The sequence below is a fragment of the Candidatus Erwinia haradaeae genome (assembly GCF_900699015.1).
GTDB lineage: Bacteria > Pseudomonadota > Gammaproteobacteria > Enterobacterales > Enterobacteriaceae > Erwinia_E > Erwinia_E haradaeae_E.
This window is the reverse complement of sequence record NZ_LR217737.1, coordinates 484,360-498,727: the sequence shown is the minus strand read 5'-3', so window position 1 is coordinate 498,727 and position 14,368 is coordinate 484,360. Positions and strand designations below refer to the sequence as shown.

The window sequence follows — 14,368 nt, the reverse complement described above, 5'->3', positions numbered from 1 at the left end:
AGAAATAATCAAGATAAGATGATAGAGGATGTGTAATGGGCTTATGACAGGGCGGATTCCAGTTTTATTTATTAAAAATTTGTTAGAAAGAACAGATATCGTTAATTTCATTAACTCTCATATTAAACTAAAAAAACTAGGTAAAAACCACCATGCATGCTGCCCTTTTCATAATGACAACACCCCCTCTTTTACTGTAAATCGTGAAAAGCAGTTTTATCACTGCTTTGGTTGTGGAGCTCATGGTAACGTTATCGATTTCCTTATTCATTATGAACATCTCAATTTCACTGAAAGCATTGAGGAATTAGCAAGTATCCATGGTCTAGAAGTTCCACATAATCAAAGCAATAAGACTAAAGAGATTGAAAGTTACCAACGTTCTGATTTATATCAATTAATGAACGAATTAAGAAAATTTTATTATGATTTTTTGGTGACACAACCAGAATCAGAGGCATATAAATATCTTATAGAAAGAGGGGTTAATCATAATATTATTCAGTATTTTTCTATCGGATTTTCCGCACCTGGCTGGAACCAGGTTTTAAAACGTTTTGGGACCACATCCTACAATCGTCAATTATTAATAAATTCAGGTATGTTAATTACTAATAATCAGCAATGGTCTTATGATCGATTTCGAGAACGCATCATGTTCCCTATTAATGATACAAGAGGACGGGTAATTGGATTTGGAGGAAGAGCAATCAAGAATGAAACACCAAAATATCTAAATTCTCCTGAAACAGTGATTTTTCACAAAGGTCGTTATCTATATGGTTTATATGAAGCACTAAGAAATAATCCTGAACCAAAAAAATTATTAGTAGTTGAAGGTTATATGGATGTACTGACACTCACTCAATTTGGTATCTATTATTCAGTTGCATCTCTTGGAACTTCTACTACAACTGCACATATAAATTTGTTATTTCGATTAACTGAGACAGTGATCTGTTGTTATGATGGCGACAAAGCAGGATACGACGCAGCTTGGCGCATGCTAATCATTAGCTTACCGTATATGAACGATGGTCGTTCCCTATATTTTATGTTTCTACCTGATAATGAAGATCCTGACACTTTAGTACGTAAAGAAGGTAAACAGTTATTTGAACAACGTATGGAAAATGCGACTCCTCTCTCCAGATTTTTGCTCAATACACTAATATCAAAAGTAGATTTAAGATTTCCAGAAGGTCGAGCCCGACTTAGTGCTTTAGCATTACCTCTTATTCATCAGATATCAGGAACTGCTTTACGTTTCTATGTACGTCAAGAACTTGGAAATCAACTAGGTTTACTTGATGCAAGTCAATTAGATAAGTCTTTTTTAAAAAAAGAAAAACATCAAGAAACTATTGCAAACCCATCAATCAAACACATTGCAATTCGAATATTAATTAGTCTGTTAATTCACCAACCGAATTTAGTAAAAACAGTTCCAAATCTAGATAAATTAGAGTCATTAGAAATACCTGGTATACTATTATTTATCGATTTAGCTAAAACCTGTTTAAATCATCCTAATTTAAACACAGGTCAATTATTAGAGCTATATCGAGGTACAAAATTTATCGATAACCTTGAAAGCTTAGTAATGTGGAACCACATGATAATAGATGAGCAAGTAGAAACAATGTTTCTTGATTCTCTAACGAACATTTATAATTATGCGTTAGAACGAAAACTAGAAGAGTTGATTGCTCATGATCGTTCCAGTGGACTTAATGATAAGGAGAAGCGCATGCTATGGAAGATAAGCAAAGCTCTAAAAAAATAGTACAGAGACAAAACTTACGATATGATCTTATTTGTTCAATGCATGTTAAAGAGCTATTAATATAAGCAAGAATCATTTCTTAACTCAGTAATATAGCAAGTAATATTTTTATAATAGAATCCAATGGATTTCATTGCACTACATGTTTACTTGCAACTAAAAGTATCATAACGGGTCATGACCATAACCTCAACGACCCATACTGTTATTCTTGGGATCTTAGTCAACCAAGAAATCTAATTAAAGAATTATGGATATCGTCTTATGGAGCAAAATCCGCAGTCACAGCTGAAGCTACTCGTTACTCGTGGTAAGGAGCAAGGCTATCTTACCTATGCTGAGGTCAATGACCATCTGCCGGAAGATATTATCGACTCTGATCAGATCGAAGATATCATCCAGATGATTAATAACATGGGCATTCAAGTTGTAGAGGAAGCGCCTGATGTTGATGAGTTAATGTTAAATGACAATAGTAGTGATGCTGATGAGGATGCTGCTGAAGCAGCCGCTCAAGTATTATCTAGTGTTGAATCTGAAATTGGACGCACTACTGATCCAGTTCGTATGTATATGCGCGAGATGGGTACAGTTGAATTATTAACGCGTGAGGGCGAAATAGATATCGCAAAACGTATTGAAGATGGAATTAATCAAGTACAGTGCTCTGTTGCCGAATATCCTGAAGCGATTACATACTTGTTAGAACAATATGATCGAGTCCAAGCAGGAGAAGCTCGTCTATCTGATTTGATTACTGGTTTCGTTGATCCTAATGTAGAAGAGGATATTTCTGCGACTACCGTTCATATAGGGCATGAACTATCTATAGACAGTCATGAAGATGATGAAGAGGAAGAAACTAGCGATAACGATGTCGATGATGAGAATAGTATCGATGTTGAACTAGCAAGTGAAAAATTTACTGACTTACGTCATCAATATGAAATGACCCGTTCTGTAATTAAAATGAGAACCAGAAATCATATTGAATCTCTCGAAGAAATCCAAAACTTATCAGATGTCTTTAAACAATTCCGTCTTGTACCGAAGCAATTTGATTTATTAGTCAATAGTATGCGTATAATGATGGATCGTGTTCGGACTCAAGAACGCATGATTATTAAGTTATGTGTTGATTTATGTAAAATGCCAAAGAAACATTTTATAACTATGTTTTCTGGACATGAAACAAATGGAATATGGTTTAAAGCCGCCATAGATATGAATAAACGATGGTCAGAAAAACTGAAAGACGTTTCAGATGATGTGGAGCAAAGCCTACAAAAACTGCAGCAAATTGAAGATGAAACTGGGCTTACCATTGAACAAGTAAAAGATATTAACCGTCGCATGTCTATCGGCGAGGCAAAAGCTCGCCGAGCGAAGAAAGAAATGGTAGAAGCAAATCTACGTCTAGTTATATCTATTGCTAAAAAATATACTAATCGTGGGCTACAATTTCTAGATTTAATTCAAGAAGGTAATATTGGTCTTATGAAAGCAGTCGATAAATTTGAATATCGACGTGGTTATAAATTTTCAACTTATGCTACGTGGTGGATTCGACAAGCTATTACTCGTTCTATCGCAGATCAAGCGCGTACTATTCGTATTCCAGTTCATATGATTGAGACTATTAATAAACTCAATCGAATCTCACGACAGATATTACAAGAAATAGGACGAGAACCTACGGCAGAAGAATTAGCTGAACGGCTAATGATCCCAGAAGACAAGATCCGAAAAGTCATGAAAATTGCCAAGGAACCAATCTCGATGGAATCTCCAATTGGAGATGATGAAGATTCACATCTTGGTGATTTTATTGAAGATACTACACTAGAGCTCCCATTAGAATCTGCAACTTCTGAAAGTCTACGTTCAGCGACTCATGAAGTTTTATCTGGTTTAACTGCACGTGAAGCTAAAGTTTTACGGATGCGTTTTGGTATTGATATGAATACTGATCATACCTTAGAAGAAGTTGGAAAACAATTTGATGTTACACGTGAGCGAATCCGACAAATTGAGGCAAAAGCTCTTCGTAAACTACGTCATCCTAGTCGCTCAGAAGTTCTTAAAAGTTTTCTAGATGATTAAATTACTATTTAAAGTAAAGTAAGATGCTCTATTATAGAGACTTATCGATAATATGGTACAAATACTGCTTTCAGTATTTTTTATTTTGTTATACGATTCAAAATAGATAAAGTGATATGTTTATAACTTTATCAATAATAAGTTATCAAGCTTATTACAATAGTATATAATTTATGTCAAATTAAATGATTATAGAACTCTAATTTTTTGCTATAAAAATTGTATGAACTAGTTACTCAGTCTCCGTATTGTTTAATTTATCTATAAATTTATATTTATAGGAGATATTTCAGAATAATATACATATATTTTAGCAGAGTTATATGTTGTAGAGAAGACCATCCGTTAGATATACATGTTGTAGTGCATAATTTAGCACTTCCTCTATACATATTACTAGCTTGATCTCAATATCAGCAATGATATTTTCTGGAATATCTTCAAGATCACGCTTATTTTCATTTGGAATAAGCACTGTTTTAATGCCTCCCCGATGGGCTGCTAAGAGTTTTTCTTTCAATCCACCAATAGGTAAAATTTGCCCTCTCAAGGTAATTTCACCAGTCATAGCAACATCAGCTCGAACTGGGTTGTCAGTAAGACAAGAAACTAGTGCAGTGCACATTGCAATACCTGCACTCGGCCCATCTTTTGGTGTTGCTCCTTCTGGAACATGAACATGAATATCTTGTTTCTCATAAAAATTACTCTTGATTCCTAGTTTTTGTGACCGAGCTCGAACAACTGTTAATGCAGCTTGAATTGATTCCTGCATAACTTCTCCAAGAGAACCTGTGTAAGTTAACTTACCTTGACCCGGAACACACACTGTTTCTATAGTTAATAAATCACCACCTACCTCCGTCCATGCAAGGCCTGTTACTTGTCCTACTCGATCTTGGTTATCAGCACGACCATAATTATAACGTTGTATACCAAGATAATCTTTTAAATTATCAGCATTAATTGAAATATGTTTAATAGATTTTCTCATGAGCAAAGTTTTAACTGCTTTCCTACATAACTTTGACAACTCACGCTCTAGATTACGTACACCAGCTTCACGTGTATAGTAACGAATAATGCTAATGATGGCACTTTCATTAATAGTTAATTCGTTCTCCTTTAAAGCATGCCGTCCCATTTGCTTTTCTAAAAGATGTTTTTTAGCAATATTAAGTTTTTCATCTTCTGTATATCCAGACAAACGAATTACTTCCATTCGATCAAGTAGTGGAGCAGGAATATTCATGGAATTAGATGTTGCAAAAAACATCACATCAGATAAATCATAATCGACTTCTAGATAATGATCATTGAAAGATACATTTTGTTCTGGATCAAGCACTTCCAGAAGCGCGGACGAAGGATCTCCACGCATGTCTGATGACATCTTATCAATTTCATCTAACAAAAATAATGGATTTTTTACTCCTACTTTTGCCATTTTCTGAATTAATTTTCCAGGCATAGATCCAATATACGTACGACGATGTCCTCGAATTTCTGCTTCATCTCGAATTCCTCCCAATGCCATCCTTATATATTTTCTTCCAGTGGCTTTAGCAACAGATTGACCCAAAGAAGTTTTACCTACACCAGGCGGTCCAACTAAACATAGAATCGGTCCTTTTACTTTATTCACTCGATTCTGTACAGCTAAGTATTCAAGAATTCGATCTTTAACACTCTCCAAACCAAAGTGATCTACATCTAAAGTTTCTTGCGCCTTTCTTAGGTCTTTCTTTACCTTGCTACGAGTATGCCATGGAACTTGAATCATCCAGTCAATATATCCACGAACTACCGTTGCTTCTGCTGACATAGGAGACATCATTTTTAATTTTTGCAATTCAGATTCAGTTTTCTCCCTAGCTTCTTTCGGCATTTTAGATCCATCAATCTTGCGCCTTAATGTTTCATGTTCATCAGGAGACTCATCCATCTCACCTAATTCTTTCTGAATCGCTTTCATCTGTTCATTTAGATAGTATTCACGTTGACTTTTTTCCATTTGTTTCTTAACACGAGAACGAATTCGTTTTTCAACCTCTAATAAATCAATCCCTGATTCCATCATAGCCATTAAGTACTCTAAACGTTCACTAACGTCTGACATTTCTAATACTGATTGTTTATCCGCTAACTTTAGAGGCATGTGTGCGGCAACAGTATCTGCTAGACGTGCTGCATCATCAATATTATTGATAGACGTCAATACTTCGGGTGGAATTTTTTTATTCAGCTTAATATATCCTTCAAATTGATTAATCGCAGTTCGTACCAATACTTCTTGTTCACGTTCTTCAATCTTGGGAGAAATAAGATACTCTGCCTTCGCCGTAAAATGATCACCATTATCAGATAATGTTGTTATATGAGCACGCTGCAAACCCTCAACAAGTACTTTTACTGTGCCATCAGGTAACTTTAACATCTGCAAAACAGAAGCAACAGTACCAACTGAAAATAGATCCTGAATACTAGGATTATCTGTCGAAGCCTCCTTTTGTGCAACTAACATGATCTTATTATCATGATCAATAGCAGTTTCAAGACAGCAAATAGACTTTTCTCGACCAACAAATAACGGAATCACCATATGCGGATACACAACCACATCCCGTAAGGGTAGAACAGGGATTTCAATATGATTAATACGCTCAGGATTCATAGAGCTCTCTCTTAGTTTAATTTTAGCCTGAGTAAAGCAGGACTGCAAAAATATAAAAAATAAGGTTTTAATCCAATTGAATCAACAAGTATATAGGTATATTGGGATGAATTTAATAGATTCAACATTAAAGTAAAGAGAAAGGAACTAAGGAGAATTTTTTTCCACCTTCTAGTAAGAATCATTAGTAGTTATAATAAGATTCTGTCTACTATTAATGTAAATGGTATACTATTTTAATAGAATTCGGAATTTATAAAAAATACATCTAATAAACATATTAAATGATCTCTAACAATCACATTTATTACATACATTACTTTTACTATATTATCTAATGATACATAATTAATGATTATATCTATACTTAATTAATAACTCAGTCATACTGACTTTTCAGTGATAACAATCAAAACATTAATCTCAATATATATAAGAGTTGAATTGTTGCTCTATGTGATATCAACCCTCATCTTCCTCTTTCATAGGGTTGTATAGTTTATCTTCTATCATGTTTAATCTAATATTAAACATATTCTCGTAGAATACTCAATTTATCACTTTTGATTTCTACTAACTCTATATCTTCACATTTCTCAGATACAACTATCTGTTAATGGATCTAAATATTCATTGATATAATCATAGATGAATAAATTGATGAATGATCTTGTTATTATATAAATTTATCTTTTATTCTAAAATATTGTTATTATAACTTAATTTTAGATATCTATCAGATATATAATTCATCCTTGTATTTTTTTAATATGATCTGATGTATAAACAACATTACTCTAATAAATTCTTTTCTTGTATAGTCACTAAAATTTTTGATTAGTAAGATGATTCATCATAAGATCCTAGTTTTATTTTAAATAGGCTGACTAATCGAGAATTACATGCATTCAACTTATATTTACTAAAATAAAGTATTCTATACTATATAAATAGTTATGTTAAATTTTGCTTGCCAATGTTACTACTTCGTGAAGAGAATGGCAAAGATATTGATCATTCATTCTCTAATGAGAAGAAAATTATACAAGATACCTATCCAGTATTTTTAAAAACCTCTCAGTAATTCTCATATCTGTTAATTAGGATATGATTAAAATTAAGAAAATCCTTATAAATACACTTACAAACAGTAAACATAAAAAGAACATATAAGAAAAACTAATGTGTTGGTTATGAATAAAGATGTTAAAATTAATTACTGTTTAGGATTGAAAATAAATTATATATTAGTCTCTAAATATACACTCTCTATTGAGAGTTTAAAACTTGACTTATATATTATATTTCTTGTTCATACATTAGAATCTTTTTAACTTTTAATCCAACTCTATTTTTATAGATAATAAAATTAAGCATAACGTTATATATTTAGAATTTTCAATTTGTATACGATCAAGATAATTAAATAAAATATCGACATTACATTATTTTAATAATGATTTTCTACTAGATGTTTTTTGAAACGATCCTACTATCGGGGTCCAGTGAATTCCAATATCATCTACCAATATTCGAATCACTTGACGATTATTTTTTTCATCTAGAAAATTTCGTATTCGGTTAGCAACAACTGTTCCTATACCATCTACTTCTGTCAAGTCATCTATATTAGCCTGAATTAGTGTATCTAAAGTTCCAAAATACGCTACAAGATTATCTGAAGTTGTCTGTCCAATTTGACTAATTCCAAGAGCATACAAGAAGCGAGAAAAAGTAGTTTTTTTCGCTTTCTCCAATTCATTTATCAATTTTTGTGCTGTTATAGGCCCGATATGCTCAATCTCAGTCAACTGGTTGACCTTTAGAAAAAATAAATCAGATAAAGTGGTAACATATTTTTTATCAACTAATTGAGTGATAATTCTTATACCTATTCCACGCACATTCAGTGCTCTTCGTGATACAAAATGTTTTAAAGCCGCTTTAAGTTGGGCGCTACAAACAAGCCCATTTGTACAACGTATTCCTATTTTCCCCTTTAAATACTGCAAAACAGATCCACATGCAGGACAAGAAGTCGGAATAATAACTGACAATCCACTAGAGCTTCTATTAGTTATACTAATAATCTGAGGTATAACATCACCAGATCTACGTACAATAACACTATCCCCAATCTTGAGTCCTAATCTATGCAGTGCGCTAGTGTTATGTAAAGTAGCACTACTGACTATTACTCCAGAAATATGAACTGGATCTAATTTTGCCACTGGAGTAAGAACCCCAGTTCGACCAACTTGGAACTCTATGTCACGAACGATTGTGATTTGCTCTTGCGCTGGAAATTTAAACGCTACTGCCCATCGAGGAGTCCGAGTAATAGAACCTAACTGCTTTTGTAATAATAAATTGTCTATTTTAATTACTATGCCGTCAATCTCATAGTCAAGTAATGGACGGCTAACCTGTATTTGATGATAATATTTTAATATTTCATTTGTAGTAAAGCAAAGACGTGTATATTCACTAACTGGCAACCCCCAATTTTGGAATTGTTGTAAACACTCTATATGGCTAGTGGATACTTTTCCTCCTTCCACTAATCCCAGTCCGTAGCAAATAAAACTAAGTTGACGTTTGATTGTAACACGAGGGTCTGTTTGGCGTAATGATCCAGCGGCAGCATTACGAGGATTAGAAAAAACTTTATGACCACTAAAAAGCGCTTCATCATTCATTTTTTTAAAAGATGAAAGTAACATAAACGCTTCTCCCCGAACTTCGAGCCGATCTGGAATATTCACCCCCTTTAAATCAGATGGGATTGATCTTATCGTTCGTATATTATTAGTAATGTTTTCTCCATTATGGCCATCTCCACGAGTAGAAGCCATCACTAACTTGCCTTGTTCGTATAGTAAACTCACTGCAAGACCATCAAATTTTAATTCACAACAAAATGTTATTGGGTCAGAATTTTGTAACTCATTCTCTATGCGTTTATGAAAAGCTAGATAACTGTGTTTGTCCATAACATTATCTAACGATAACATCGGTACTTCATGATATACCTTTTTTACATCATTTAACGAAATTATAGGGGCACCTACACACTGAGTAGGCGAGTTAACTGTAATAAATTGTGGATATTTGGCTTCCAAACTACGTAGTTCATCTATGAGCTTATCATATTCAAAATCTGGCACTTCTGATTGATCCATTATATGGTATTGGTATTGATAATAACGCAGAAGGATCTGAAGATTAGTAATTTGATCTTTTATGGAATCCATCATGTAACACCATTACTACAAGTAATATCACTATGAATAATATCAAAAAACTAAACTTAGTGATTCAAAATGCCAATAAAAAGATATTATCTAATTTTATGACGTTCACAAAAATTTTTCTTGAGATAATCATTATCTAATTATCTTACTAAGAGCATAATTATCTTGTCATTTCTTTCAAATATTATAAATATCGACATATTTAGTAATAAATTTTTACTATAATTAGTAGTTATTTAGTCAAGAATATAATTATTATATCTTAATTATTAAGAGAAGAACAATCTTTATATAGATCGAACTAATGATATATGATTGTCTATAATTTATCCTAAATAATATTTAATATAATATGGTTTTTATATTAAATTTGCTATAAAGTACTTTCCTATAAATTCAAATTAGATATTCATGATATTGTCTGAAAGAAAGTTGATATATCACATATAGTGAATCTTATACAAACGTATTAAAGTGAGTTTTTTTAAATCATTCATTAAATACTAATTTTCCCTCGTTTATAAAAAACTGACAAATTAAACATCCCTATTCTCACTCAATCACTATCTAATTCTTATTCTAATAATATAGAAATTTATTTCTTATAAAAATAAATGAAGAGATCATCTTAATTAATATTTAATTACATAGTATATTAGGAATCAGGTCAATTTCAGTTTAACATCAGTAATCTTCTTGTCTTTCATAAAGAAATATTATAATATAATAACGATCTTTACAATGAATACACCAATCATTATTAATATACAAAATCGATCTTTTACTCTAATGAAATATTTCAAATATGTATATCTTTCTTTTTATCTATGGTTTATGTTTATCATGAAAGAGTATAGATACAAGATAGCTAATATTAATAACCGATCCTTTTATGTTCATAGAAAATAAAATATTATAATCAGACATAAGAACTACTCTATACTTACAACAGTTATAAAATTATTATAATTACATATTTAACTAAAAATTCGCAAAGCCAAACTAATCTTATACATGTATATCTTTCATTGAATTACATAATTACCTTCTAGTGTTTAACATTACACATTATTTGTTAAAGTTCTCTTTATCATCAACAACCTATAATAATGATAAAATATGACTATTATACTATTAACCTATATATTATAGATATTTTAATTATCAATAAAGTAAATAATAGTACTATATCATTTCCACCCCACTAAAAATTATCTGTATAACACACTAATCTTATAATATTTAGATCTTTCTCTCATATTATCTATATCTCGAAGAGCGAATGAACTAACTTTTAATTATTTTAAAATAATAAAAAATAAGAAGATAAATATTTTATATAGTTTTAGATTTTGATCTGAAATAATCGTTCACACTACAACTTTCTGTATTGTTCATTATTCTTTTAATTAGACTATTACCTAGTCTAAAGGTTCTAATTTTTTCACTTTATCATAAATCGCTTCATTAATCTCAATTAAATTTGTTGATGAAATATACTGATACTATTGGTCTTTTACAATAAATGATCTCTTAGAGAAGAGGAATCAAATAAATAAAATTATGACATAACTTAAGCTAGTAACCAAATTAAGACACGACTGATATTATCAAATCTTCAATATTATTTTAATAATAAAAGTATTTTATCTTATAAAAATGAGTCTATAGATATAAGAAAAATAAAATTATTCACTGGATTATATTCCATCAATACTTAAAATTTAGAGACTATAATCTATTACATTAAATAATGATATAGATCTATGATTTTATGTCATAAAAAGAGATTTGATGATAAAGAATAAATAACATTACTGCTACAGCAGTTTTTAATAAAATTAGTAGACAATTTTAGTAGATACTTGATCAAAGAATACTACAGATAAATAATATAGAATATAATAGTTTATTTAAACTTTACTAAAAAGGGATTACGAGATTGATGGAAGAGCAATATGACCCACAAGAGATAGAATCTCTTGTCCAAAAATATTGGGAAGAAAACAAAACATTTCAAGTGTCTGAAAAAGAAGACAAGGAAAAGTACTACTGTCTCTCCATGCTGCCTTATCCATCTGGTCATCTACATATGGGCCATGTACGTAATTATACTATTGGAGATGTAATTGCACGTTATCAGCGAATGTTAGGTAAAAATGTACTACAACCTATTGGATGGGACGCTTTTGGCTTACCGGCTGAAGGAGCTGCGGTAGAAAATCATACTAAACCATCATCTTGGACTCGCACTAATATTGACTACATGAAAATTCAGATTAAATCACTAGGATTTAGTTATGATTGGAGTCGTGAAATTACTACTTGTCAACCAGAATATTATCGTTGGGAGCAGTGGTTCTTTACTAAGTTATATCAGAAAGGTTTAGTTTATAAAAAAACTGCAAAAGTAAATTGGTGTCCGCATGACATGACAGTATTAGCTAATGAACAAGTTATTAATGGTTCTTGCTGGCGTTGTCACTCTAAAATCGAACTTCAAGACGTTCCACAGTGGTTTATTAAAATAACGAACTATGCTGAAGAGTTACTTAATAATCTCAATCAATTAGATGGTTGGCCAGAACAAGTCAAAACAATGCAGCGAAACTGGATTGGGCGCTCTGAAGGGACTGAAATTAAATTTCATATTTTACATCAAAAAGAAACATTGTGTGTGTATACAACCCGTCTTGATACCTTAATGGGTGTTACCTATCTTGCAGTAGCAGTTAATCATCCTATAGTTAATCAACTGTCTATCAAAAACCCAGCACTTCAAATCTTTGTTTCTAATTGCCAACCAACTAACATGTCTGAGTCTAACTTAGTTAAATTAGAAAAAAAAGGTATGAATACTAATTTATTTGCAGAGCATCCATTAACAGGGAAAAAATTACCCATTTGGGTTGCCAATTATGTCCATACGGAATATGCAACAGGTGCGATTATGGCCGCTCCAGCCCACAACCAAACTGATTGGGAGTTTGCTACGAAATATCATATAAAAATTAAAGCTGTCATCCTTAATTCTAATGGTCAAATTCCTGATTTAAAGAAATCCGCAATGACAGATAAAGGGGTACTCTGTAACTCAGGTGAGTTTAATGAATTATCATTCGATGACGCCACTAAGGCTATACAGAGTCAATTAATCAAAAAAGGTGTTAGCAAAAAAATGGTGAAATACCGTCTACGTGATTGGAGCGTATCACGTCAACGATATTGGGGCACACCAATCCCAATGCTCACGTTGCAAAATGGCACTACGATTCCGGTTCCTGAGGATAAACTTCCTGTTATCTTGCCAGAAGATTTAGTTATGAATGGGCTTGTTAGTCCCATTAAAACAAATTCAAAGTGGGCACAGACTTCTTTTAATGGCCAGCCAGCTCTACGAGAAACTGATACCTTTGATACTTTTATTGAGTCATCTTGGTACTATGCACGTTATACCTGTCCAGGTTATTCCAAAGGAATGTTAGACCCCTCAGCTGCAAACTATTGGTTACCAGTAGATCAATATATAGGCGGAATCGAGCATGCTATCATGCATCTTCTTTATTTTCGTTTTTTCCATAAACTACTTCGTGATGCAGGATTAGTCAGTTCTAATGAACCTGCTAAACGTCTTTTGTGTCAAGGCATGGTTTTATCTGATGCATTCTATCGAACTGGTAATCATGGTGAACATTATTGGATAGAGCCTCATAATGTGATTATTGAACGTGATATTAAAGGACAAGTTACTGCAGCTTTCGATAAGAATGGACAAAAATTAGTCTATGCTGGTATGACTAAAATGTCAAAGTCTAAAAAAAATGGGGTAGATATACAAGTAATGGTAGACCGTTATGGTGCTGATACCATCCGTCTGTTTATAATGTTTGCCGCACCAGTCAACATGCCATTAGAATGGAAAAATTCTGGAGTTGAGGGGGCATATCGTTTTCTCAAACGAGTGTGGAGATTTACTCGAAAACATATTAATCAAGGAAACACCATTCTCCTAAACTGCAATACATTAAATAATCAACAAAAAGCATTACGCCACGTTCTCCATTACACCATTAGTAAGGTATCCGATGATATCGGACGTCGTCAAACATTTAACACAGCAATTTCAGCTATAATGATACTTTTTAATAAGTTAGAAAATGCAGCACAAGATACAGATCAAGATCGGGCCTTAACTCAAGAAGCGTTATTAGTTATAATACGAATGTTGAATCCATTTACCCCACATATCTGTTTTATTTTATGGAAAGAGCTAGGCGGATTTGGAAACATAGATTTCGCTCCATGGCCACAAGCAGAACCAGAAGTGCTAAAAAACAACCACTTAACCATAGTTATTCAAGTAAATAGTAAAATAAGAGGAAGAATTTTCGTCGATTCAGAAGCAACTCAAACGCAAATTCAAGCTCTCGCTATAAAAAACCCCTGTGTAAAAAAATATATTCGTTATTCAACGATCCGAAAAATCATTTATATACCAGGTAAACTACTTAATCTAGTACTTAACTAAGATCAAGAAATTTGATATAATGA

5 protein-coding genes are annotated in these 14,368 nt (G+C 32.3%); 3 read left to right on the top strand and 2 right to left on the bottom strand.

Annotation, left to right across the window (positions count from 1 at the left end):
* The first annotated feature begins 43 nt into the window (after positions 1 to 43).
* On the top strand, positions 44 to 1,786 hold the full coding sequence (dnaG, locus tag ERCIPICE3303_RS01465) for a DNA primase (RefSeq protein WP_157991296.1): 1,743 nt from the start codon (positions 44 to 46) through the stop codon (positions 1,784 to 1,786).
* A gap of 264 nt (positions 1,787 to 2,050) precedes the next feature.
* Positions 2,051 to 3,889: an RNA polymerase sigma factor RpoD gene (gene rpoD, locus ERCIPICE3303_RS01460; protein WP_157990973.1), complete on the top strand. Its 1,839-nt coding sequence runs from the start codon at positions 2,051 to 2,053 to the stop codon at positions 3,887 to 3,889.
* A gap of 319 nt (positions 3,890 to 4,208) precedes the next feature.
* Here rpoD and lon read toward each other — a convergent pair whose 3' ends face one another.
* Entirely contained in the window at positions 4,209 to 6,563 is a 2,355-nt protein-coding gene (lon, locus tag ERCIPICE3303_RS01455) for an endopeptidase La (RefSeq protein ID WP_157990972.1), read from the bottom strand.
* A 1,445-nt stretch (positions 6,564 to 8,008) separates the two neighbouring features.
* Positions 8,009 to 9,817 carry an NAD-dependent DNA ligase LigA gene (gene ligA / locus ERCIPICE3303_RS01450; RefSeq protein ID WP_157990971.1) on the bottom strand — a complete coding sequence of 603 codons (1,809 nt, stop codon included), beginning with the start codon at positions 9,815 to 9,817 and terminating at the stop codon, positions 8,009 to 8,011.
* Positions 9,818 to 11,762: 1,945 nt separating this feature from the next.
* Here ligA and leuS point away from each other — a divergent pair.
* Positions 11,763 to 14,345, top strand: a complete 2,583-nt coding sequence (leuS, locus tag ERCIPICE3303_RS01445) for a leucine--tRNA ligase (protein ID WP_157991295.1) — start codon at positions 11,763 to 11,765, stop codon at positions 14,343 to 14,345.
* Positions 14,346 to 14,368: the final 23 nt, after the last annotated feature.

Coding starts and splice junctions, on each gene's coding strand:
- dnaG (WP_157991296.1), top strand. CDS start 44: ATGACAGGGCGGATTCCAGTTTTATTTATTAAAAATTTGTTAGAAAGA.
- rpoD (WP_157990973.1), top strand. CDS start 2,051: ATGGAGCAAAATCCGCAGTCACAGCTGAAGCTACTCGTTACTCGTGGT.
- lon (WP_157990972.1), bottom strand. CDS start 6,563: ATGAATCCTGAGCGTATTAATCATATTGAAATCCCTGTTCTACCCTTA.
- ligA (WP_157990971.1), bottom strand. CDS start 9,817: ATGGATTCCATAAAAGATCAAATTACTAATCTTCAGATCCTTCTGCGT.
- leuS (WP_157991295.1), top strand. CDS start 11,763: ATGGAAGAGCAATATGACCCACAAGAGATAGAATCTCTTGTCCAAAAA.